Genomic DNA, 23,207 nt, shown 5'->3' with positions numbered 1-23,207 from the left:
GATAACCCTGCGGAAAACCGATAAAGCAAGCCTATCCACATGTGCATAGCGTGTGCATAGGCTTGCTTGGTTGTTCACATATGATTTTTGATTTTTTCGGTTAAATTCTGAATGATCTTCGTAAGATCCTGATCCACTTTAAGCTGCTGCGAAATTTTCTCGTGCGCATGGATGACTGTCGTATGGTCGCGGCCGCCGAACGCCTCGCCGATCTTCGGCAATGAGAAGTCGGTAAGCTCGCGTGACAGGTACATCGCGATTTGGCGCGGATAGGCAACGGCTTTCGTACGCTTGCGGGCTTTGAATTCCTCCAGGCGCAGTCCGTAGAACTCTCCGACCTTAGCCTGAATGTCCTGCATCGTGATCATCCGCGGTCGGCTTGATGGAATAATATCCTTCAGCGCTTCGGCTGCCAGATGCGACGTAATATCGGCGTTGATCAAGGATGAATAGGCGACAACGCGGATAAGCGCCCCCTCAAGTTCCCGAATATTCGTATCGATCTGGTTGGCGATATACACCATCGCTTCGTTCGGAATATCAAGATTCTCAGCTTTCGCTTTCTTGCGCAGAATGGCGATTCGCGTTTCGAGATCAGGCGGTTGAATGTCGGTAATAAGCCCCCATTCGAACCGTGAACGCAACCGTTCTTCGAGCGTTGGAATTTCTTTCGGCGGACGGTCACTAGAAATGACGATCTGCTTTCTTTCTTCATGCAGCGCATTGAAGGTATGGAAGAACTCCTCCTGCGTTTGCTCCTTGCCTGCTAGAAACTGAATATCATCGACGAGCAATACGTCGATATTGCGGTACTTCGTACGGAAGCTCTCGCCGCGATTGTCACGAATGGCGTTAATGAACTCGTTCGTGAACTTCTCGGATGATATATAGAGAACCTTCGTATTCGGATTATGGTCCATGATGTAGTGGCCGATCGCGTGCATTAAGTGCGTCTTGCCGAGTCCGACACCACCATAAAGAAACAACGGATTGTACGCCTTGGCCGGCGCTTCAGCGACGGCGAGCGATGCCGCATGGGCGAACCGGTTGTTGGCTCCGATTACGAATGTATCAAACGTATATTTTGGGTTAAGCATATGGCTATGCGTTTCTTCTTGCGCAACCGGTGTCTGCACGGTTTTCGGCGGAAGCGAAATGATCGGTTCTGCGCTGCGCTGCTCTTCAATTGCAAATTGAACGTCCACCTGTCTGCCCAAAAATTCAAACAGTGTCGTTCTGATGAGCTTCGTATAGCGATTCTCCAGCCATTCGACAGCAAATGTTGTCGGGGCGGTTACTTCAAGTATGGAATCATCGACAAAAGAAGCCTTCGTCGCTTTGAACCAGGTGTCAAAGCTCGGCTTGCTTAATTTGGTCTGGATGATTGACAACACTTGCTGCCATAAATCATAGGTATGGCTGTCCACAGACTGTCACTCCTTATTCAACTCGCCTAAGTCGGCGCGGTTAAGCTAAACGTTGTCGAAAATCAGGGATTTATAACGAAAGCATCCACATTATGACGTAGATGAAGAAACTGAGTTATAAATAGGGGATGATTTTGTTCACAATGTTATCCACAGGTTGTTGATAAATATGAGGCTTCTACGATGTAATCCACATCAAAAACATAATAATCATAGCAAAAGATCCCTTATATTTCAACGAATTCGCTGATTTTATCCACATTCTCAACTGCTTGTGCATAGAAGTTATCTACAACACTACATATTGTTTATATCTTGTTATCATTTCGACAAAGTTCGTTACCGATCGAGAAAAATTGTGCACATGTTATTAGTTTTCTAGAATGAGCCGCATTTCATACGTTATCCACAATAAAAATCGGATAATGCTTATTCCTGTATTTTGCATCGGCGAGGTACATTGACTTTTGACCGCCCACATGGTTTAATTAAAAAGGTGTTTTTTAAACAGAGAAGAAGTTATAACTGACACATTGATATATGTAATATAGGAGGTGCAGAACGATGAGACCTACATTTAAACCGAATGTAAGCAAACGCAGCAAAGTGCACGGCTTCCGCAAACGTATGAGCTCGAAAAACGGACGTAAAGTTTTGGCAGCGCGTCGTCAAAGAGGAAGAAAAGTACTGAGCGCATAAGCAGAAGACCACGTCCGGTGGTCTTCTTTTTTTTGTATTTTCCTAATGAATTTCTTATTCCTTAATAAAGAGGACTGAGATATTTCATGAAGAAACGGTACTTCACCGCCAAATGTCGGTGTAGGTGGTTACGTCTCCAAATATAAGAATTTATAAGTTTGCACTTATAATCAGGCTTATATTTCATCGCGAAACGGTACTACACCACCAAATGTTGGTGTAGGTCGTTTACGCTTGAAATATAGGTAAGTATAACTTTGTTTATACAAGCCCTATATTTTTCACGAAACGCAATGTCCTCTATATAGGAGGACTGAGTCGCTTCGTCTCAGGCTATACTTATTAGAAGAAATGAAAGAACGGTGGCCATAAGTCGTGCATAGAAAGTTGCGTCTGCGTAACCGCGGGGATTTCAGCCGGATCTATCGAGGCGGCAAATCATTCGCAAATGGACAATTTGTCGTATATTGGTCTAAACAGCCGGACGCGGATCCTTTCCGCCTCGGTGTTTCGGCGAGCAAAAAAATCGGAAATGCAGTCATGCGCAATCGGATGCGGCGGATGGTTAAGGAGATCGTGCGCCACCAGGCTGATCGGATAGCCCCGAAGACGGATCTTATTCTTATCGTCAGGAAGCCGGCGACGGTCATGAAGATGAAGGAAATGGAGAAATCGGTGCTTCATGTGCTTAAGAAGGCAGGGCTGCTGAAGAGTTTGGGCCAACCGCCTGTTAAGCGCAAGGAATAGCCTGTTTTCGGTTGAAAATGGACGTTCATTCAAAGTCGTTAAGAAAGCGCATGCACCTTGATGCTGCTTGTTTCTTTGTCCCATAAATTATGGTATAGTCTAGATTGACGAGCCTGTCGTAAAGCTGCTAATTCAATTGTCAAACGACGTTGGCTTGCTGTGCTTATCAAGTTATAGTCATATAGTTGAAACCCTAACGCTTCTTATTCAGTATTAGGGGAGTTGACTATTTGTTTATGTATAGGTAAGTATACGTTTTTCTCGTTATACTTCACCTATATTTCACTGCGAAACGTTGCTTTAGACGCCAAACATTGGCTTCAGCCGTTTACGCCTTGGGCAATGGCTCTTAGAGAGGAGTTTTCATGTTGTTTCGGAATTCAAAACGCAAATGGCTTCTAGTATTGGGGCTCGTCCTTGTTATGGGTGTGCTTGCAGGCTGTGGAGCTCCTACGAATCAGACGACGGAAACGGCTGATTTATTGAAGGGCAATTTTTGGGAGAAAAACGTCGTTTATTACTTCGCAATCACGCTCGATACGTTTGCCAAGTGGTTCGGCGATTCGTACGGTCTAGCTATATTGCTACTAACGATTATTGTAAGAACGTTAATCCTTCCGCTGACACTTAAGCAATATCGAAGCTCGAAGGCGATGCAGGCGATTCAGCCTCAGATGGCTGAAATTAAGAAGAAGCATAAGGATAACCCGCAAAAACAGCAAGAAGAAACGATGAAGCTGTTCCAGCAGAATCAGGTCAATCCGATGGCGGGCTGCTTGCCGCTAATTGTGCAAATGCCGGTTTTCATCGCGCTCTACAATTCGATCTACAAAAACCCGGATATTCGCGAGCATACGTTTTTGTGGTTTGAGTTAGGCAAGAGTGCTAATGATGGCGGATGGACGTATTACCTGCTTCCATTACTCGCTGCCGCAACGACATTCATTCAGTCGAAAATGATGCAGAAGCAGCAAACGCAAACGATGCCGGGTATGGGCATGATGCTCACGATCTTCCCTGTATTAATCTTCGTTATGGCAATCAACTTCCCGTCGGCGCTTCCGCTGTACTGGGTATATAGCAACATCTATACAATCGTTCAAAACTACTTCCTATACGTGCGTTCATCTGACAAGGGTAAGGGGGCCCTCGCGAAATGAAGAAAATCGTTGCATCAGGAAAGACGATAGACGATGCTGTGCGTAATGGTTTGACACAATTGCAAGTGACTGAAGACCGCGTGAAGAAGGTTGTGCTTGAACAGCCCACCAAAGGGTTGTTCGGATTGTTTGGCGCAAAGGAAGCGAAAGTTGAGCTTGAATTGATTCCGGATGCCACGGAAGAAGCTGAGAAGTTTCTTCTGGAGATTGCCGGAACAATGGGGCTGCAAGTAAGCATCGATCGTAAGCAAACGAGAGAAGGGACGAGGCTGGCCGTTACGGGCAGCGGAGACCTTGGTATGCTGATTGGGCGTCGCGGACAAACGTTGGATGCGTTACAGTACTTGGTTAACATTGTGGCTAATCGTTATTCGGATAGTCATCTTCGAATCGTCCTTGATGCAGAGGATTTTCGCGAGCGCCGGCGCAAAACGCTGGAAGAGCTGTCGGAGCGCCTTGCGGGCAGAGTCATTCGGACCAAGAAGGAAGTTGTGCTTGAGCCGATGTCTCCGCATGAGCGCAAAGTCATTCATTCGCAATTGCAGAACCATCCACGGGTGAAGACCTATAGCAAGGGCGACGAGCCGAATCGGAGAGTCGTGATCTCGCTTAGGTAATGCTAGTAGGCAGGCAACAAATAGATATTTAGATACGGTACGCAGCAATGGCTCCTATGGTCATTGCTGTTTTTCCATTTGAGAGGTGCTGACTTAAAGGTGATATTGGATACGATTGCGGCTATTTCGACGGCAGTCGGAGAGGGCGGCATTGCGATTATAAGGATAAGCGGGCCCGATGCGATAAGCGGTACGGCTTCCATTTTTCAATCCAAAACAAGCTTGAACGATGTGCAGTCGCATACGGTCAACTACGGACATATTATTGATCCTGCAACAGGTGAACAAGTGGAAGAGGTGCTTGTGACCGTCATGCGCGGGCCGCGCTCCTTCACGGCTGAGGATGTCGTGGAGATCAATGCACACGGCGGCGTAGTAGCGGTTAAACAGGTGCTTGATGTTGTGCTGCAGCTGGATGGTTTCCGTACGGCGGAGCCGGGGGAGTTCACGAAGCGGGCGTTCCTGAACGGACGCATTGATCTGATGCAGGCCGAGGCGGTTATCGACCTAATTCGTTCGAAGTCGGATCGGGCTTTCTCGGTAGCAAGGAAGCAGGCTGAGGGTGCACTGTCGAAGCAGATTAAGGCGCTTAGGCAAACGGTTATCGAGCTGCTAGCCCATATAGAGGTTAATATTGATTACCCCGAGCATGATGTTGAAGATTTAACGAGCGCTTATATACGAGAGCAATGCGGTTCTGCGATAGAGTCAATCGGAAAGTTGTTAAAAACGGCAAACGAAGGCAAAATATTACGAGAAGGTATATTGACCGCTATCGTTGGACGTCCGAATGTCGGAAAGTCGTCGCTCATGAACGTACTGACGCAAGAGAACAAGGCGATTGTCACCGATATACCGGGTACGACTCGTGATGTGATCGAGCAATTCGTTACGTTAAACGGCATTCCGCTTCGCTTGCTCGATACGGCGGGTATTCGCGATACGGAGGATGTCGTCGAGAAGATTGGTGTTGAGCGTTCGCGCTCGGCGCTGGAAGAAGCGGAGCTGATCTTGCTCGTTCTGAATTATAATGAACCTTTGCAGCCCGGTGATCGCGAATTATTGGAGCAATTAGCTGGTCGTTCTGTCATTGTTATCCTGAATAAGACTGACTTGCCGCATCAATTAGAAATTGAGGTGGTGGAGCAGTTCGTTTCGGCCGATTCGATCGTACGAATGTCGGTGCTTGAAGAGCGTGGACTCGATCGATTGGAGCGGGCGATTAGCGAAATGTTTTTTGAAGGGCAGCTTGAAGCGAATGATCTGACATATGTAAGCAATGTTCGGCATATTTCTTTGCTGAAGCGCGCGAATCAATCGCTCGTCGATGCCATTGAGGCGTCGAATATGGGAATTCCAATAGATGTTATACAGATTGATGTGCGGTCAGCCTGGGAGTCGCTTGGCGAGATTCTTGGCGACGAAGTAGGCGATTCATTAATTGATCAAATCTTTTCACAGTTCTGTTTAGGGAAGTAGGGATAAATAATGGGTTATTTAGCTGGTGAATTTGACGTTATCGTTATTGGAGCTGGTCACGCGGGTTGCGAGTCAGCGCTTGCTTCGGCAAGGATGGGCTGCAATACGCTGCTCTTAACGATTAACCTGGATATGGTCGCATTCATGCCGTGCAATCCGTCTATCGGCGGACCGGCGAAAGGCCATGTCGTGCGCGAGATTGATGCATTGGGCGGCGAGATGGGACGTAATATCGACAAAACGTTTATTCAAATGCGGATGCTGAATACGGGCAAAGGGCCGGCTGTTCATGCGCTGCGTGCGCAAGCGGATAAATTCGATTATCAGCATACGATGAAGAAGACGATTGAAGAGACCGATAATCTGACGCTGAGACAAGGGATGGCAGAGGAGATTATTGTCGAAGACGGCAAAATTGTCGGCATTACAACGAAGACAGGCGCTGAGTATCGTGCACGCGCTGTTATCGTTACAACAGGAACGTACTTACGCGGCAAAATCATTATGGGAGAGCTTATGTATGAGAGCGGCCCGAACAACCAGCAGCCTTCCGTAAGGCTGTCCGCGAGTCTGAAGGAGCACGGGTTCGAGCTCGTCCGCTTCAAGACGGGTACGCCGCCGCGCGTTCATAAGGATACGATCGATTTCTCGAAAACGGAGATACAGCCAGGCGACGAATCGCCGAAGTTCTTCTCCCATGAGACGGAGTCGTCGGATAACGAGCAGTTGCCTTGTTGGCTGACGTACACTTCTGAAGCAACGCATAAGATTATCAACGATAACTTACACCGCGCGCCGATGTTCTCAGGTGCGATCGAAGGCACTGGGCCGCGTTATTGCCCATCCATCGAAGATAAAATCGTACGATTTGCAGATAAGCCAAAGCATCAAATTTTCCTTGAACCGGAAGGAATGCATACGTCGGAATATTACGTTCAAGGGTTATCCACGAGTATGCCTGAGGATGTGCAACTAGGCATTTTACGTTCAATCCCAGGATTGGAAAATGTTGAGATGATGCGTAACGGTTATGCGATTGAATACGATGCGGTAGTACCGACACAGCTTTGGCCGTCCCTGGAGACAAAGGTCGTTGATGGGTTATTCACAGCTGGACAAATCAACGGAACTTCCGGTTATGAAGAAGCAGCAGGACAAGGGATCATTGCGGGCATTAATGCGGCGCGCAAAGTACAAGGCAAAGAACCTGTAATTATTGATCGTTCGCAAGGTTATATCGGTGTTATGATCGATGATCTCGTGACGAAAGGGACGAATGATCCTTATCGATTGCTGACGTCTCGTGCCGAATATCGCTTGTTGCTTCGCCACGATAATGCGGATCTTCGTCTTACGCCTATCGGTCATGAGATCGGCCTTATTTCAGAAGAGCGGTATGCCAAGTTCCTTCGCAAGAAAGAGCTGGTTGAGCTTGAGATTGAACGGTTGAAATCGACGAAAGTGAAACCGGACGATGTGCTTGAGATGCTGACGGCTGCTGGGTCTACTCCAATGACGAATGGTGCCGATGCGTTGTCGCTGTTAAGAAGACCTGAAATCACGTATGCAATGGTGGAATCGGTTGTACCTTCATCGGAACATGAATTGACGGAAGAAATGAAAGAGCAAGTTGAGATCCAAATTAAATATGCTGGATATATCGAGAAGCAGCTGATTCAAGTAGAGCGTCTTAATAAAATGGAGAAGAAACGTATCCCGGATGATATCGAATATAGCCAGGTTCATGGTCTTGCTTCCGAGGCGAAGCAAAAGCTGGCTGTTATTCGTCCACTGTCTATTGGGCAGGCTTCGAGGATTGCCGGCGTAACGCCAGCGGATATCTCTATCTTGCTTGTATATCTTGAGCATTATAACCGCGTAATAGCGGCGAGAGGATAGTTAAGCTTATGGATCAGACGTTGCAATGGTTTACATCACGTATGGAGGAGAGCGGAATCACGCTCTCTCCACTACAGCTTGAGCAATTCGACACCTATTTCCGTTTGTTAGTGGAATGGAACGAAAAGATGAATCTGACTGGCATAACGGAAAGGGACGCCGTATACGAGAAACATTTTTACGATTCGGCGTCGCTTTCTTTTTTTGTAAATATAGATAAGGTTGAGAGGATAGCCGACATTGGTTCCGGTGCAGGCTTCCCAAGCATCCCACTTAAAATCTGTTTTCCTCATCTTAAAGTAACAATCGTTGATTCATTGAACAAGCGAATCCAGTTTCTTAATTTTCTAGTGGAGCAATTAGGTGTTTCGGATGTTTCCTGTGTTCATGGCCGTGCTGAAGATATAGCGAAGCTGCCAGAGCATAGAGACAGCTATGATCTAGTTACTGCAAGAGCGGTCGCAAGGTTGAATGTATTAAATGAGTTTTGTTTACCCTTCGTTCGCAAAAATGGACTATTCGCTGCTATGAAAGGCTCCCAATCGGAGGAAGAGGTGCGAGAGGCGTCATTCAGCTTGCGTGAGCTCAAGGCGAAGATTAAAGCTCAGCATCAGCTGCAGCTTCCGAATGAACAATCGGAACGACATATCGTCATTATAGAGAAGCTCGACGCGACTCCGCGTAAATACCCAAGAAAAGCAGGAACACCACTTAAGCAGCCGCTTATCGGTTAATATGGAGTGATGAATGTTTCACGTGGAACATTCAAAATGATCTGCTGAGCCTTTGTACATTTATATGGAATTGAACGATTATCAAGCAGGAGATAGACCTCATTAAGTCGAATTATAATGTTATGGATGTAATGGACGTGATATAAGCTTGTTGGCTCGTAGTTGCGACAGTTTCTAACGCTTAACATCACAATAGGAGGAGGAAGCTCCGCTTATACCATGACTATAGTTGATTAAGCTGGAAATGCTTAACGCTTAACTAATGGATAGTCTGGAGCATCCAACCCTGCTGTTAAAGCGAGTTTATTGCAAAAACCTTCTAATCTATCATTCTTTCATGTCGTTCCTCGAGTTTTCCTACCAATCAGTAGGTTGATTATTCATAGCATGGTTCATTCTAAGTCCTATGACTACAGGATTGATTGATCGTGCTTGATGATGCCTGTTAATAGGTTTATAATTAAACTTTACAGGATAATCATCATCTATGAAGATTGGTTCCCTACGTAAAAGTGGTAGCGAGATAGCAAGAAAATAGGATAGTTTGGAAGGTTTATCTCATGATCGGGTGGTAATTATCGATATGAAAGAACAATTTTCTCGTTTATTCGGCTTATCCGAGCAGCGCATCGCGCAAGAAGAGGTCCGTCAGATTCCAATTCAGGATATTGATGCGAGCCCATTCCAGCCACGTACGATCTTCGATGATGATCGTATTGATGAATTATGCCAAACGATTAAGACACATGGTGTTATTCAACCTATTGTAGTCCGAATGCGTAATGGCAGGTATGAAATTATTGCTGGAGAACGCCGTTGGCGTGCTGTAACTAAGCTCGGGTACGATACGATTCCAGGCATTGTGCGAGAATTCAACGATTCCCAAACGGCTTCAATTGCTCTTATTGAAAACCTGCAACGTGAAGGGTTAACCGCTATAGAAGAAGCGATAGCCTATCAGAAGCTAATAGAGTTGCATGAATTAACGCAAGAAAGCTTGGCGCAGCGGCTTGGCAAAAGTCAATCAACCATCGCTAATAAGCTCAGATTGTTGGCGTTAAGTGACACCATCAAGCAAGCGCTAGCGGAACGAAAAATCACAGAACGACATGCCCGCGCACTTCTTTCCTTGGATAATGAAGAGCTGCAGCATAAAGTTTTGGATGAAATACTAACTAAAGATTTGAATGTGAAGCAAACTGAGGTTCGAATCGCCTTTTTGAAAGAGTCGACGAAGCTGAAGAAGGCTAAGCGCATATCGTTCACGAAAGATGTACGTCTTGCGTTGAATACGATCCGTCAATCGATTGAGATGGTGTCAGGTTCAGGTCTGCAAATTAAGACGAACGAGAAGGATCATGACGATCATTATGAAATCGTCATTCAAATTCCAAAAAGATAGCAATGATCGATACTTATATTCGTTATAAAATGATACATATAGCTGCTTGGCACGGTTACGCAACGCAGCAATGAATCATGCTCGATGCCGCCCTCGCTGAGGGCGGCGATGCCATTTGTAGCCGTATTTTCATCAATGTAGAGGCACAAGTATCTCGTTTATGTGTGGTTTTTTATAATAGTTTTGCATAAGAGGTGAGACAGTTTTGTCCAAAATAATTGCTATTGCCAATCAGAAGGGCGGTGTCGGTAAGACGACTACGTCCGTTAATTTGGCTGCATGTCTAGCGTCGTTGGGTAGAAGAGTATTGCTCGTGGATATAGATCCCCAAGGAAACACAACGAGCGGGCTTGGCATCAACAAGGCGGATGTAGCCAATTGTATTTATGATGTGCTTATTAATGAAGTCCATCCTAAGGATGCTATGGTGGAAACGAACGTTCCTGGTTTAAAAATCATTCCTGCAACCATACAGCTAGCAGGTGCTGAGATTGAATTAGTACCCACGATCTCGCGTGAGCTTAGACTTAAGAAGTCTTTGCACATGGTCAAAGATCAGTTTGACTATATTCTTATCGATTGCCCACCGTCATTGGGTATATTGACGATTAACTCCTTAACGGCTGCTGACTCCGTTCTGATTCCAATTCAATGCGAATATTATGCGCTTGAAGGTCTGAGCCAATTGTTGAATACAGTTCGACTTGTTCAGAAGCATCTTAATACGACGCTGCAAATTGAAGGCGTATTACTTACGATGCTTGATGCAAGAACGAATCTTGGCATTCAAGTCATCGAAGAAGTCAAAAAGTATTTTCAGCAAAAGGTGTACCAAACCATCATTCCGCGCAACGTGCGTCTGAGCGAAGCTCCTTCACACGGGCAAGCGATTATCACCTACGACCCACGATCCAAAGGCGCGGAAGTTTATCTTGAACTCGCGAAGGAAGTGATAACGTATGAGCAAGCGGCTAGGTAGAGGATTAGACGCACTAATACCATCGCTATCTGTCAATGATGACGATAAAGTCATTGATGTATCGTTAGCACAGTTACGACCGAATCCATATCAACCGCGTAAAACGTTTGATGAGGACTCCATTAAGGAATTAGCTGAATCCATTAAGCAGCATGGCGTTATTCAACCGATTATCGTTCGTACTGTGCTTAAAGGATATGAGATTATTGCAGGGGAGAGGCGTTTCCGCGCATCCCAACTTTGCGGAAACACAACCGTTCCGGCAGTAGTAAGAAGCTTCTCCGATCAGCAAGTGATGGAGATTGCCCTCATTGAGAACCTTCAACGTGAAGATTTGAATGCGATTGAGACAGCTATTGCTTATCAAGCGCTTATGGATAAGTTCAAGTTAACGCAAGAAGAGTTGTCAATGAAGGTAGGTAAATCTCGTTCCCATATTGCGAACTTCGTTCGACTGTTAAGTCTTCCGTCGGAAATCAAGGATAATGTTTCACGTGGAACAATATCAATGGGTCATGCAAGGGCGTTAGTCGGTATTAAGGACGAAGTTATTCAGAGAGAATTCGCTGATCGCATCGTGAGTCAAGAGTGGACTGTTCGTGATCTGGAAGAAGCGATACAGAAGCTTGACGCCAAGCAACCGGAAAGTAAAACGAAGCTTAGCCAGAAAAAACGCGATCCTTATATCGATCATTTGGAAGAGTCTTTACGAGATCGGTTTAAGACGACAGTGAAGATTAAGCAGCAAAAGGATAAAGGTAAAATCGAGCTCCAATATTATAGCAAACAGGATTTGGAAAGACTATTGGAGCTGCTTCAATACATGGCATAATACCTGCTGAACAATGGCATACCCGAGTTGTAATCTTCGATTTGAAAGATTAAACTAAGGTATGCCATTGTTGTGCCTTAAAAGGTATATTAGTTACGAATTTTATAGAAGGAAGTGATTGGAGTGGGGATTGGCGAACAGCCGCTCATATATTTAGATCATGCCGCTACCTCGTGGCCTAAACCGCTACAGGTGACAGACGCGGTTGTACAGGCTATGCTCCATGATGCTGCTAATCCGGGGAGAGGCAGTCATGCGATGGCGGTAAGAGCTAGTCGCATATTGTTCGATACGCGCAAGCAGCTTGCCAAATTGTTTAATATAAAAAACCCAAATGACATCGCATTCGCTTCCAATACAACGATGGCGCTAAATATGGCGATTAAGGGATGGGTTAAGCCAGGTGACCATGTCATAACGACGTCCGTTGAACATAATTCAGTAAGAAGACCTCTATATTATTTAGAGCAAACGATTGGCATTGAAGTGACGTATGTAGAAGGGGACGAACGAGGGAACATTAATATTGACGATGTAGCCGCAGCGATACAGTCCAATACAACGTTAGTTGTTGCTAATCACAGTTCGAACCTGCTCGGAACGATTATACCCATAGATAAGATAGCTGAGCTGACGAAAAGCAAAGGCATAAAGCTTCTTGTAGATGCAGCGCAAAGCGCAGGTATTCTTCCGGTGGACGTAAGAGGGATGGGTATTGATCTGCTGGCATTTCCAGGACATAAAGGATTGCTTGGCCCACAGGGCACAGGAGGCTTGTATATCGATCCTGAGGTGGATCTGGTGCCATTGCTGCATGGCGGCACTGGAAGCCAGTCTGAGGCGCGTGAACAGCCTCAGGTAAGGCCGGATCGGTACGAAGCGGGAACGCAGAATACGCCAGGCCTAGCAGGTCTTAGAGCCGGCGTGCAGTATGTGCTGAATGAGACCGTACAGAACATCCATACTAAAGAATGGACGCTTTCTCAGCGAATGATGGAGGGGCTAAGTACAGTGCCGGGATTGAAGCTGTTAGGTCCAAAGCTTGGGGAGCAGCGTACAGGAATTGTTGCTTTTATTGTAGATGGAATCGATCCGTCCGAGCTGTCCTTCATACTTGATCAGCATTATAGCATTGCAGTAAGGGCAGGCTTCCACTGTACGCCGCTCGCACATGCATGCGCCGGAACAACATCTACAGGTGCGATAAGAGCAAGCGTAGGCTTGTTCACAACAGAGGATGAAGTCGATGCTTTGACGAATGCGATGACGGAGATAACGAAGAACTACGGATTGTAGAATTAAAATGGGGGCGGAAGACAACCATGGAAGACTGGACGACAAATCCGATGAATGCAGTAACGGCAGTAGTTGCTTTATTCGTTATTATTTTATTCATTTGGATCGCGGTGCTTGGCAGTAGGTTGAAACGATTAAGGAAACAATATACGGAAGTGATGGGGAATACGGGCATAACAAACTTCGAAGATGTAATCGTTGAAATGAAGGATGGACTGAACAAACAAGCCCAAACGATTGAACGTTTGCAGACGCAACTCGCAACAGTAGAGCAAGCACTGCCTCAGCAGAAAGGCAGAGTCGGTGTGCTTCGTTACAATGCATTCGCAGAGCAGGGAAGCGACTTAAGCTTCTCCATCGCCATTGTGAATGATTCGAATGATGGGGCTGTACTATCGGGCATTCATAGCAGAGAAAATACGTACGTGTATGCCAAACCAATTGAGAAGGGCGAGTCCCCGTATCCGCTAACACCTGAAGAACGCAAAGCGATTCAGACAGCGAAATAATAAGGGCCACACAGCGGTTTTATAGGCTCCTATCCTTTATAGATGTAAATGGGATGTGTAGTCGGAGGCAGCGGTTTGTTCACGGGTACTGGACGCAATATGAACTGAATTAGCTACAGCGGTAAATAAGCTTAACGAAATGATGTCCGCCATCTTCATAACCAGGTGCAAGCGAGTGTTCTGCAGGACAAAATACTCCATGAACCCGCCAACATTAACGATGCCCGTAATATGCATATCACCAACAGGAGGCAGGTCTTTGTTCACGCCGGCGCCTGGACGAACCGGGCCAGAGCCGACTTGTATAGAGCCAACGCTCGATACTTGGCCGAGGCAGGCATCAATGCCGATAATGAAGGGCTTATGGAATCGGCGATTGATATCTAGAAGAGTTTCTTCTAGATTCATGGCATGGACAGGTTCTTCCAGCGTACCGAACAAGGCGTAATGAGAGCTTCTGAATTTGGACAAGGAAGTACCGATAAGCGGACCTAGCGAATCGCCGGTCGAGCGGTCAGTACCGACGCATACAATAACAAGAGGGCGTTTGCCAGCCTGTTCATCGAGCATTGTGGTTATCCGGTTAACGAGCAGCCCGACTACATTCGCGGTCGTGTAAGGTACCTTCAAAGGTGTTTCCTTCATAAATGGTAGCTTCATAGAATCCCTCCGCTAATTGCAAATATGATACTAGTATATGGATAGGACAACCATTTTATACGTAGGCTCACATAGTAAAAAAGTACGAACTGAATGCTGGAGGTGCGTATGCTAATCGCATTTGACTCTACGCAGCAGGCGCTACGGGCGGAAATGCTGCTGGAATACGCTGACGTTGATATAGATATTTGTCCAACGCCGAAAGAAATTACGGCAGGCTGCGCCTTATCGATTCATTTTCCGGAAGAGGATATGGAGACGGTTAAGGATGTCATCGAGCAGGAACATGTAGAAATAAGAGGCATATTCAAGCCGGATACGGTTGCAGGATATGTCCAAATAGACATATAGGTTAGCCTGAGGCTAACAGGGGATTAAAGGCAATGGAGGGATGGTTCCGATGACCATTCGAGAATTGTATACAAACAGTGTAAATTGGGTGACGGACAAGGAACTATGGCAAGGCTTTGGAACTTCGGTTCTGCGAATCGTTCTTATTCTGGTTATATGCCGGATTGCCGTATGGATTATTCATAAGACGATTAACCGGGTTGTGCTGGAGCGGGAGGCGAAGCGGCCTTCCAGTCAAGGCAGGCGAATGACGACGGTCGGTAAGCTCATGAATAACGTTGCTTCTTACGTTATTTATTTTATAGCCGCTATGCTCATATTGTCTGAGTTCGGAATAAATCTAGGGCCATTGCTGGCAGGAGCAGGCGTACTTGGGCTTGCGATCGGGTTCGGTGCGCAGAGCTTGGTGAAGGATGTCATTACGGGTTTCTTCATTGTCTTGGAGGACCAGTTCGCTGTGGGCGATGTTATCCAGACAGGGCAGTTCAAAGGGACGGTAGAGATGATCGGACTTCGAACGACTCGGATACAAAGCTGGACAGGCGAGATACATATTATTCCGAATGGAATGATAAATGAAGTGACGAACTTCTCTATCAACAATACGCTCGCTGTTGTCGATGTTGCAGTCGCTTTCGAAGAAGACGTCGATCGCGCACTTGAAGTAATTCGGAAGACGATGGCCGGCATGCAGGATGAGAATTTGGTTAATGCACCGGAGGTGCTCGGTATTCAGACCATTGCGGCATCCGGCGTAACGGTTCGAATCATAGCTGAATGCAAACCGAATACACATCCAGTGATGGCGCGTAAGCTGAATATTGAGATTAAGAAGGCGCTTGATGAGAATGGGATCGAAATTCCGTATCCGAGGATGGTTACCTTTCAAAGGAATGAGAAGGGAGGCGTGAAGGATGGAGCGTAAGCAATTCGAGCTTGGGGACATAGTACTAATGAAGAAGCAGCATCCCTGTGGATCGAATGAAATGGAGATTATACGCATGGGGATGGATATACGAATCAAATGTGTGGGTTGCAAGCATAGCGTTCTCGTGCCACGAGCGAAGTTCGAGAAAAACATGAAAAAAGTACTTAGGTCAAAGGCACAGGAAGAGCAGCAATAAATAGGCACACTGCGAGATCAAAAATATTTCATGCTAGGTGTTGCAATAGTCTGTCCTATATGTTAAGATAATTTTTGTCTTGAATGCGGAGAGGTACCCAAGAGGCCCAAGGGGGCTGACTCGAAATCAGCTAGGCGTGTCAAAGCGTGCGTGGGTTCGAATCCCACCTTCTCCGCCACTTATAACTAACAGTCAAACGGTTCGCACGCGGATCGTTTTTTTTGTGTCTTAATATTGAAGAGAAATGAGGGCTCACCAAATGAGTACGCCAAAGCTGCCGTTAACCGATGATGAACGCAAGCGCCTTAGAACGCTAAAGATCAAGTTAGCTCAGATCGCTGATTACAGCCCAGCTGAAATGGCTGGAATCCTGGACATTAGCGAAGATAGGGCGAGTCTACTATGCGCCTTAGCGCAGTTTCAGCGAGTACCCTCTATTGGTCCATCATTAGCGCATAATCTTATAGAGCTGGGCTTCCACACGCTGCAGGACATTAAAGATGGGGGAGAGAGCGGCGAGGAGCTCGTAAACCGTCTAGAGAAGCTCCATGGCGTCTGGATGGATCCTTGCGTAGAAGATGTGATGCGGCTGGCTGTCCATCATGCCCATCATCCAGACAGCGACAAGCAGTGGTGGGACTTTACCGCCAAGCGTAAAGCGTACAGAAGCGAGCACGGCTATCCTACCGATCGGCCAGCTAAAGCTTGGCATCAATGAAACCACAAGCAAGAAGAGAGCTCTCGCGAGCTCTCTCCTTGGACGGTGTTTGATAAGTTGAGTCGATCAATTCACACTACAAATTACAGAAAGCATGAGCCATCATTCGTCAATCGGAACAAATCAGCTGATAGCTTCATTACCCTTTTGAGCACAGACATACATATCCGTTTGAACGGTGTATATATGGTTGCTCGAATGCGCGTGTGTTACAGACGGTAGTCTTTGGCACAACCCTCCGCTTCTAAACTGAGTGGACGAAATCCTCTAAAGGCCCTTTCACCAAACGGTTCAACGGAACCACACCTCTCTAATCACCGTCGATATTAATATGACCCGATATCCGCTTTACTATTCATCACATTTACAAAAAAATTAATGACCCAATCGTTTCCACTTGCGTTCATGATTGGACGTGTCGGGAAAGCGCTGGCCCTTACTAAGCGTTACTTTCTTCGGATTCTGAATCCCCATATGATACGAATTGACTCCATCCTCAATATAAGTGCCGTCATTAGGAGCTTTGTCGCCCGGTGAAAATAATGTCCATTCGCCCATGCCGCTCGCCTCCAGCTTATTGAATTGATAATACTGAGCAACTGTCTATGGTCGCTCGGACTTTAGTATGAGCAGTAAACGCTCATCACATAAGTAGCAGAATACGGTTGTCGCATGTACGTTCATAAATTTGCCGAAATTTGAACGATTGACTTTGATAATGAGAATTGTTATCATCTTAATGGTGTAGAAGACGTGCCGTGTTGTGCGTTCATAAGAAACTTACTTATTAGGGGGAAGTACCTTGGTATTACGAAACAAGAAGTTTGTACTCGTATTGATTAGTTTGATGGTTATGTCGTTATGGCTCGCAGCATGCGGCGCAAGCGATAATAATAAAAATGCCAATTCCGGTAATGCGGCAACGAATGCACCGGCGGCTGCGGAAGAGAGAACGTTAGTGGACGGGCTTGGCAACGAAGTGAAGATTCCTGCGAATCCGCAGCGCATTATCGCATCCTACCTAGAGGATCATTTGGTTGCTCTAGGCGTTAAACCTGTAGCGCAATGGTCAGTGCCGAACGGAATTCAGGATTATCTGCAAGGTGATCTTGCTGGCGTGCCAACATTGGCGCATGACCTTCCATTCGAAGCGGTAACTGCTTTGGAGCCGGACCTTATTATTGTGGGCATGTCTTCAACGGTTGAAGGAAAATACGATCAATATAACAAAATAGCTCCAACGTTCGTTCTTGGTGATGACATCAATAACAACTGGCGCGAAGCTTTGCTCAAGGTCGGCGAAGTATTGGGCAAAGATGCAGAAGCTAAGAAGGCGCTTGAGACGTATGATGCCAAAGCAAAAGAAGCGAAGGAAAAAATCGCAGCAGCAGCACCAGGCGAATCCGCGGCAGCGATCTGGCTGGTAGGGAAAAACTTCTATATGGTAAGTGAAGGCTTGTCTACCGGTTCCTTGCTGTATGAAGAGCTCGGCATACCAGTTCCAGAAGTCGTTAAAGAAGTTTCCGCTACAGAAGGCGGCAACTGGAAGGCGATCTCGCTTGAGAAGCTGGCGGAGCTTGATGCCGACCATCTGTTCTTGATCAACAGCGACAAGGATTCAGGTTCCGAGATGCTTAATGATCCGATCTGGAAAGAGATTCCGGCTGTAAAAAGCGGCAATGTCTATGAGTACCCAGCTTCGTCGAGCTGGCTGTATGGGGGAACGGTAGCTTTCTCCCAAGTCATCGACGATGTATTGGAAAGCATCGTGAAGTAATAAATTTAGAAGAGCCGTACCTTCGCAGCGAACGAGGGACGGCTCTTCTTTATTTTACAAGTAAAGCGTACTTGTCATGTGGTATTCAATTTGATATAGTATAGAGATGCGAGCCTATGGCTCGTTCCTTGCTCCATTTATGGGGCCGTTAGTCCAAAAGGAGGTGAAACAATATGCGCAAATATGAAGTAATGTACATCATTCGTCCAGACGTTGAGCAAGAGGCTCTTCAAGCTCTCGTTGATAAATTCAATGGCATTATCTCCAACGGTGGAGAAGTCACGAAAACAGACGTGATCGGAAAACGCCGTCTTGCGTATGAGATCAATAAGCTTCGTGACGGGTACTTTGTACTGGTACATTTCAACGCAACGACTGAAGTTGTGAATGAACTTGACCGCGTCATGAAGATTACGGATGAAGTTATCCGTACATTGATCGTCAGAGACGTAGCTTAAGTCTAGTCAACGCAAGCGATTGGGAGGTCGGAAACGATGTTGAACCGTGTTATACTGATTGGCAGATTGACGAGAGACCCCGAGCTTCGCTATACGCCTGCGGGTGTTGCGGTAACGCAGTTTACGATTGCGGTTGACCGTCCGTTCACGAGCGGACAGGGCGAGCGCGAAGCGGATTTCATTCCGGTCGTAACTTGGCGGCAGCTTGCTGAGACTTGCGCCAACTATTTACGCAAAGGCCGCTTAACAGCGGTTGAAGGACGCATTCAAGTGCGGAATTACGAGAACAACGAAGGCAAACGCGTCTACGTGACGGAAGTTATCGCTGATAACGTTCGGTTCTTGGAATCCAACAAAGAAGGCGGAGCGCGTGAAGAGGGCGGCAGCGGGTACAGTGCTTCCGGCGGCGGTACAAGCAATAGCAGCGGAGGCGGCTCATACGGCGGAGGCAACTCTTCCTATGGCGGCGGCAATCGTTCCGGTAATAACTCGAATAGCAACAGCCGTGATCCTTTCCAGGATGACGGACGCCCGATTGATATTTCGGAAGATGATTTGCCATTTTAATTTATTGCGAAACGGAGGATATGACTCATGGCTTTCAAGCAAAGAGATAACGGCGGAGATGAGCGTCCAGAACGTAAGTTCAGCGGACGTAAAGGCGGCCGTAACAAACGTCGTAAAGTATGTTTCTTCACTGTGAACAAAATTACTCACATTGATTATAAAGATACTGATTTGCTCAAGAAGTTCATCAGCGAGCGCGGCAAAATCTTGCCACGTCGTGTAACGGGTACAAGCGCGAAATACCAACGCTTGCTTACTATCGCTGTTAAACGTTCGCGTCAAATCGCATTGCTTCCATACACGACTGAATAGTCGCTAATTGAATAAGCAATATTCGGAGGAGCCTGCCACCAGCGGGCTCCTCTGTTTATTTACGGGGGTTCGTATGAATAAATACGAACCCCCGTTGTATATTAGTAACATTGTTTGGAGGGAACCATCATGTTATTCATTCTGCAATTAGCTATTATTATTGTTGCAACGAAGCTTGCCGGCCATCTCTCCGTACGTCTAGGGCAGCCATCTGTGCTGGGTAAGCTGATTGCCGGCATTATTATCGGCCCTGCTCTGCTCGGATGGGTGGAGCCAAGTGAATTCATCGATCATATGGCCGAGATCGGCGTGCTGCTATTAATGTTCATCGCGGGACTGGAGACGGACTTGAAACAGCTCCGCGACAATTGGAAGTCCGCGTTCGCCGTGGCGATAGGCGGCGTTATACTGCCGTTCATAGGCGGATACACCATTGCCGAAGCTTTCGGGCTCTCGAGTAACGAATCGCTCTACCTAGGCTTGCTGCTTTGCGCGACTTCCGTCAGCATATCCGTCCAAACGTTGAAGGAGATGAACCAGCTTGGCTCAAGAGAAGGGACGACGGTACTTGGCGCAGCGGTCGTGGACGATGTCGTAGTCGTTGTGTTGCTCGCCGTCATGATGAGTATGCTTGGAGGGGGCGGAGATGTGTCGCTGCCGCTGCTAATTGGCAAGAAGGTGTTATTCTTCATCGTTATTATAGCTGCAGCTATATGGATCATTCCGCCTTTCATGAAACTGATCTCACGCCTTAAAGTGACGGAGACGGTCATAAGCGGCGCTCTTATCGTATGCATGGCCAGTGCCTACTTCGCCGAATGGATGGGCGTAGCGGGCATTATTGGCGCTTTCGCAGCGGGTATCGCAATTTCGCAGACGTCGTTCCAGCATGAGGTTGATACGAAGGTAGCGGTTATAGCAAATGCGCTATTCGTGCCCGTCTTCTTCGTCAGCATTGGACTCAATATTACGTTCACAGGGCTCGGGAATCAGATTGCCTTCATTGTGGTATTGTCCATCGTGGCCATTGCGGCGAAGCTGCTAGGCGGCGGAATCGGTGCGCGATTAACGGGTTTCGATACAAGATCTTCGCTAGCGATCGGAGCGGGAATGGTATCAAGGGGCGAAGTGGCGCTTATTATCGCCGCATCGGGCTTGCAATCGGGTCTGCTGCCTTCTGCCTATTTCACTTCGGTCATTATGGTGGTCATTATTACGACGCTCGTAACGCCGCCCCTGCTTAAGCTGTTGTTTCCGAAGGAACGTCAAGTGGGAGCTGCTTAATCCATATTCGATAAAAGAGACCGCGAATAGGCTGCCCTATGCTCGTAAGTGAGCGAGGGCAGCCTATTGGCGCTGAAATGACAATAGAGATGCGAATCCTCTACTGTATTCGTTATAATGGATGATGACTAACGAATGGAAAGGAGAATGATGGTATGCAGCAGCTTGTTATGTATTGCGCGCAGATGACGGGCGCAACAGAGGAATATCCGTTCGGTCCCGAACCGCTCGTGATGAAGGTTGCAGGCAAAATGTTCGCTTTATTCGGCGATCAATCGATCTCGCTTAAGTGCGATCCCGTCATCGCCCAAAACTTGCGCGAACAGCACGAAGCCGTGAAGCCTGGTTATCACTTGAACAAGAAGCATTGGAATACCGTGCATATCGATGCTTCCTTGTCCGAGGAGGAGCTGCATGCAATGATTGATCATTCCTATGAGCTCGTTGTTGCCAGTCTCACGAAGGCTGATCGAAGAAAACACGGTTTAGGCTAATGCTGCGTTTAGTACGCTAGCTGCTGAGAGCATTGTGTTTAGAACCTGCTTAGCTGTTTCTCGCAGAAGTCGCCTACTACAGGAAGCTTGTAGATTCTGCCTTGCAGCGCCAGCACCATAAGGCCAATCCAAAGCACGAAGGTAGCTAGCGATAGCAGAAGTCCGAGCAGCCAGCCAAGGAACGGAATGAAGCCCAAAACGATGTTGATGATCAAGATTGCCGCGAAAATAACGGTCGACTGCATGGCATGCAGCCTGACGTAACGGCTTTGTTTCTCGATGACCAGGAAGATGATGCCTGTAATGAACCCGGCTAAATAACAAAGCAATGCTGCAACCTTGGGATCAAGACCAGTCGATGAGCTGTCGGGATTGATTGATGGATGTTGCATAATTATTGATCACCCTTTCCTATTAACATATTTATGCAATGATTGTATTCGATGCCGAGAGCCAATAGACCTCTTTTTAATTTTCTAATCATTTACAAGTTTTATCTTCATTTTTCCACATTTGCCACCAATCCGTTGTAAAAGTTTTGTAACCTGTTGTTATAATAGATCGTCTAGAATGTAAGATGAGCGAAAGTGACAACAGAGTGAATGGGAGCAATCTGCTATGAAAAGAAAGTATAAATGGCTGTCGGCGACAGCTGCCATATTGGTCATCGCCGCAGTTGCAGGGTATTTCAATCGAGGCGCGCTGGCTGCGCTAGGGTTCGATTGGTTCGTTGCCGGACAAATAGAGAAACAGCTGGAGAAAACATATAAACCGGTCCTTGGACGCGAGCCGATGCCGGTAACCTTTACTGCAGAGGAGAAGGATCCGTTCTCCGTGCTGCTGCTTGGGGTCGATCAGCGGGACAAGGAGATTGGGCGTTCGGATACGATGATCTATACGGTCGTACGGCCGTCTGACGGCAATCTGCTAATGGTCTCGATCCCTCGGGATACGTATACGGAAATCGTAGGCAAGGACAAAGAGGACAAAATTACTCATGCGTATGCATTCGGCGGAGCGGGAATGGCGATGGACACGGTGGAGAACTTGTTCGATGCGCCGATCAACTACTACGCCTCGATCAACTTCGAAGGCTTCCGCGAGGCGATTGACGCGCTCGGCGGCATCTCGCTTCCGATAGAAGAGGACATCGTTAATAAGGATCCGAACCATGAGAAGTTCACGATCAAGGGTGGACAGAGCAGCTATAACGGGCAAGATGCGCTCTATTATGTACGCTACCGCGAGGATGCGGGCGGCGATATTAGCCGGACGGAGCGACAGCAAACCTTCCTCGGCGCGATGATGGATAAGGCTTCGAGCATGAATCAGTGGACGAAGATTCCGGAGCTGATCGATATTATGGGCAACAACTTCGAGACGGATATGCGTCCTGACCAAATGCTTGATCTGGCTCAGTCGCTACTGCTTTCGAAGGAGCGCCATATCTACAGCCATTCTCTCACGGGAGAGGGCAGACGGCTCGTCAGCGGCGGGATTTGGTATTATTTTGCCGATGAAGAGGACTTGTCAAATGTGAGGGTTATGATCGACAATTGGTTGAATGAAGATACGCCGGCAGCTGCGCTGCAACTGCCCGAGAAATATATGGCTCAGAAAGAAAAAGAGGTACAATCGCTCTCTAGCGAGAATAAAGAAGTAGAGTAAGCTAAAACGGCTGT

27 protein-coding genes and 1 tRNA gene are annotated in these 23,207 nt (G+C 47.0%); 24 read left to right on the top strand and 4 right to left on the bottom strand.

Annotated features, from left to right (window positions below; genetic code table 11):
• Positions 1–74: 74 nt before the first annotated feature.
• Complete coding sequence (dnaA, locus tag AC0YN0_RS21225; protein ID WP_475823026.1) at positions 75–1,427, bottom strand: chromosomal replication initiator protein DnaA; 1,353 nt, start codon at positions 1,425–1,427, stop codon at positions 75–77.
• 564 nt (positions 1,428–1,991) lie between these two features.
• Between dnaA and rpmH the strand changes: the two genes are divergently transcribed.
• The 12 genes from rpmH to AC0YN0_RS21165 all read left to right on the top strand — a co-directional run bounded on the left by rpmH (position 1,992) and on the right by AC0YN0_RS21165 (position 13,780).
• Positions 1,992–2,126, top strand: coding sequence for a 50S ribosomal protein L34 (rpmH, locus tag AC0YN0_RS21220; protein ID WP_307204190.1), 135 nt, complete (start codon positions 1,992–1,994; stop codon positions 2,124–2,126).
• A 375-nt stretch (positions 2,127–2,501) separates the two neighbouring features.
• Positions 2,502–2,873, top strand: coding sequence for a ribonuclease P protein component (gene rnpA / locus AC0YN0_RS21215; RefSeq protein WP_337103832.1), 372 nt, complete (start codon positions 2,502–2,504; stop codon positions 2,871–2,873).
• A 365-nt stretch (positions 2,874–3,238) separates the two neighbouring features.
• Complete coding sequence (locus AC0YN0_RS21210; RefSeq protein WP_337103833.1) at positions 3,239–4,033, top strand: YidC/Oxa1 family membrane protein insertase; 795 nt, start codon at positions 3,239–3,241, stop codon at positions 4,031–4,033.
• On the top strand, positions 4,030–4,650 hold the full coding sequence (gene jag, locus AC0YN0_RS21205; protein WP_337103834.1) for an RNA-binding cell elongation regulator Jag/EloR: 621 nt from the start codon (positions 4,030–4,032) through the stop codon (positions 4,648–4,650). Before AC0YN0_RS21210 ends, jag begins: the two co-directional genes overlap by 4 nt.
• A 99-nt stretch (positions 4,651–4,749) precedes the next feature.
• Entirely contained in the window at positions 4,750–6,129 is a 1,380-nt protein-coding gene (mnmE, locus tag AC0YN0_RS21200) for a tRNA uridine-5-carboxymethylaminomethyl(34) synthesis GTPase MnmE (RefSeq protein ID WP_475823025.1), read from the top strand.
• Positions 6,130–6,138: 9 nt separating this feature from the next.
• Complete coding sequence (mnmG, locus tag AC0YN0_RS21195) at positions 6,139–8,028, top strand: tRNA uridine-5-carboxymethylaminomethyl(34) synthesis enzyme MnmG (RefSeq protein WP_475823024.1); 1,890 nt, start codon at positions 6,139–6,141, stop codon at positions 8,026–8,028.
• An 8-nt stretch (positions 8,029–8,036) separates the two neighbouring features.
• Positions 8,037–8,762 carry a 16S rRNA (guanine(527)-N(7))-methyltransferase RsmG gene (gene rsmG / locus AC0YN0_RS21190; RefSeq protein WP_475823023.1) on the top strand — a complete coding sequence of 242 codons (726 nt, stop codon included), beginning with the start codon at positions 8,037–8,039 and terminating at the stop codon, positions 8,760–8,762.
• A gap of 583 nt (positions 8,763–9,345) precedes the next feature.
• Positions 9,346–10,164: a nucleoid occlusion protein gene (noc, locus tag AC0YN0_RS21185; protein WP_475823022.1), complete on the top strand. Its 819-nt coding sequence runs from the start codon at positions 9,346–9,348 to the stop codon at positions 10,162–10,164.
• A 205-nt stretch (positions 10,165–10,369) separates the two neighbouring features.
• Positions 10,370–11,143 carry a ParA family protein gene (locus tag AC0YN0_RS21180; protein ID WP_337103838.1) on the top strand — a complete coding sequence of 258 codons (774 nt, stop codon included), beginning with the start codon at positions 10,370–10,372 and terminating at the stop codon, positions 11,141–11,143.
• Positions 11,124–11,975: a ParB/RepB/Spo0J family partition protein gene (locus tag AC0YN0_RS21175; RefSeq protein WP_475823021.1), complete on the top strand. Its 852-nt coding sequence runs from the start codon at positions 11,124–11,126 to the stop codon at positions 11,973–11,975. The genes AC0YN0_RS21180 and AC0YN0_RS21175 overlap by 20 nt, the downstream gene beginning before the upstream one ends.
• Before the next feature lie 129 nt (positions 11,976–12,104).
• A complete protein-coding gene (locus AC0YN0_RS21170; protein ID WP_475823044.1) occupies positions 12,105–13,271 on the top strand; it encodes an aminotransferase class V-fold PLP-dependent enzyme in 1,167 nt (388 codons plus the stop codon).
• 26 nt (positions 13,272–13,297) lie between these two features.
• Positions 13,298–13,780 (top strand): DUF4446 family protein, encoded by a 483-nt coding sequence (locus AC0YN0_RS21165; RefSeq protein ID WP_475823020.1) that lies wholly within the window; start codon positions 13,298–13,300, stop codon positions 13,778–13,780.
• Between the two features lie 36 nt (positions 13,781–13,816).
• On the opposite strand, the gene yyaC is transcribed toward AC0YN0_RS21165, so the two are convergent.
• Positions 13,817–14,440 (bottom strand): spore protease YyaC, encoded by a 624-nt coding sequence (gene yyaC, locus AC0YN0_RS21160; RefSeq protein WP_475823019.1) that lies wholly within the window; start codon positions 14,438–14,440, stop codon positions 13,817–13,819.
• A 108-nt stretch (positions 14,441–14,548) separates the two neighbouring features.
• On the opposite strand from yyaC, the gene AC0YN0_RS21155 reads away from it, so the two are divergent.
• The 5 genes from AC0YN0_RS21155 to AC0YN0_RS21135 all read left to right on the top strand — a co-directional run bounded on the left by AC0YN0_RS21155 (position 14,549) and on the right by AC0YN0_RS21135 (position 16,633).
• A complete protein-coding gene (locus tag AC0YN0_RS21155) occupies positions 14,549–14,791 on the top strand; it encodes a putative Se/S carrier protein (RefSeq protein ID WP_442049857.1) in 243 nt (80 codons plus the stop codon).
• Between the two features lie 49 nt (positions 14,792–14,840).
• Positions 14,841–15,716, top strand: coding sequence for a mechanosensitive ion channel family protein (locus AC0YN0_RS21150; protein ID WP_475823018.1), 876 nt, complete (start codon positions 14,841–14,843; stop codon positions 15,714–15,716).
• Complete coding sequence (locus AC0YN0_RS21145) at positions 15,706–15,915, top strand: DUF951 domain-containing protein (RefSeq protein ID WP_475823017.1); 210 nt, start codon at positions 15,706–15,708, stop codon at positions 15,913–15,915. The genes AC0YN0_RS21150 and AC0YN0_RS21145 overlap by 11 nt, the downstream gene beginning before the upstream one ends.
• An 87-nt stretch (positions 15,916–16,002) precedes the next feature.
• Positions 16,003–16,093 (top strand) — tRNA-Ser (locus AC0YN0_RS21140).
• 81 nt (positions 16,094–16,174) lie between these two features.
• Positions 16,175–16,633 (top strand): helix-hairpin-helix domain-containing protein, encoded by a 459-nt coding sequence (locus AC0YN0_RS21135; RefSeq protein WP_475823016.1) that lies wholly within the window; start codon positions 16,175–16,177, stop codon positions 16,631–16,633.
• 375 nt (positions 16,634–17,008) lie between these two features.
• Here AC0YN0_RS21135 and AC0YN0_RS21130 read toward each other — a convergent pair whose 3' ends face one another.
• Positions 17,009–17,191 carry a YjzC family protein gene (locus AC0YN0_RS21130; RefSeq protein ID WP_475823015.1) on the bottom strand — a complete coding sequence of 61 codons (183 nt, stop codon included), beginning with the start codon at positions 17,189–17,191 and terminating at the stop codon, positions 17,009–17,011.
• Positions 17,192–17,435: 244 nt separating this feature from the next.
• On the opposite strand from AC0YN0_RS21130, the gene AC0YN0_RS21125 reads away from it, so the two are divergent.
• From AC0YN0_RS21125 to AC0YN0_RS21100, 6 genes are all read left to right on the top strand, one after another.
• A complete protein-coding gene (locus AC0YN0_RS21125) occupies positions 17,436–18,410 on the top strand; it encodes an ABC transporter substrate-binding protein (RefSeq protein ID WP_475823014.1) in 975 nt (324 codons plus the stop codon).
• A gap of 173 nt (positions 18,411–18,583) precedes the next feature.
• Positions 18,584–18,868: a 30S ribosomal protein S6 gene (gene rpsF / locus AC0YN0_RS21120; RefSeq protein WP_442049851.1), complete on the top strand. Its 285-nt coding sequence runs from the start codon at positions 18,584–18,586 to the stop codon at positions 18,866–18,868.
• A 36-nt stretch (positions 18,869–18,904) separates the two neighbouring features.
• Positions 18,905–19,435, top strand: coding sequence for a single-stranded DNA-binding protein (ssb, locus tag AC0YN0_RS21115; RefSeq protein WP_475823013.1), 531 nt, complete (start codon positions 18,905–18,907; stop codon positions 19,433–19,435).
• Between the two features lie 27 nt (positions 19,436–19,462).
• Positions 19,463–19,747 (top strand): 30S ribosomal protein S18, encoded by a 285-nt coding sequence (gene rpsR / locus AC0YN0_RS21110; RefSeq protein ID WP_137186049.1) that lies wholly within the window; start codon positions 19,463–19,465, stop codon positions 19,745–19,747.
• A 129-nt stretch (positions 19,748–19,876) separates the two neighbouring features.
• Complete coding sequence (locus tag AC0YN0_RS21105; protein WP_475823012.1) at positions 19,877–21,031, top strand: cation:proton antiporter; 1,155 nt, start codon at positions 19,877–19,879, stop codon at positions 21,029–21,031.
• A 155-nt stretch (positions 21,032–21,186) separates the two neighbouring features.
• Positions 21,187–21,525, top strand: coding sequence for an MmcQ/YjbR family DNA-binding protein (locus tag AC0YN0_RS21100; RefSeq protein WP_337103853.1), 339 nt, complete (start codon positions 21,187–21,189; stop codon positions 21,523–21,525).
• 38 nt (positions 21,526–21,563) lie between these two features.
• On the opposite strand, the gene AC0YN0_RS21095 is transcribed toward AC0YN0_RS21100, so the two are convergent.
• The gene (locus AC0YN0_RS21095) at positions 21,564–21,917 is read right to left on the bottom strand and encodes a DUF4870 domain-containing protein (RefSeq protein WP_475823011.1); all 354 of its coding nucleotides are present in this window, start codon (positions 21,915–21,917) and stop codon (positions 21,564–21,566) included.
• A 226-nt stretch (positions 21,918–22,143) separates the two neighbouring features.
• On the opposite strand from AC0YN0_RS21095, the gene AC0YN0_RS21090 reads away from it, so the two are divergent.
• Positions 22,144–23,193 carry an LCP family protein gene (locus tag AC0YN0_RS21090; protein ID WP_475823010.1) on the top strand — a complete coding sequence of 350 codons (1,050 nt, stop codon included), beginning with the start codon at positions 22,144–22,146 and terminating at the stop codon, positions 23,191–23,193.
• Positions 23,194–23,207 lie beyond the last annotated feature (14 nt).

Source organism: Paenibacillus sp. J22P218 (assembly GCF_056269195.1).
This window is presented reverse-complemented; position numbering and strand designations above follow the sequence as displayed.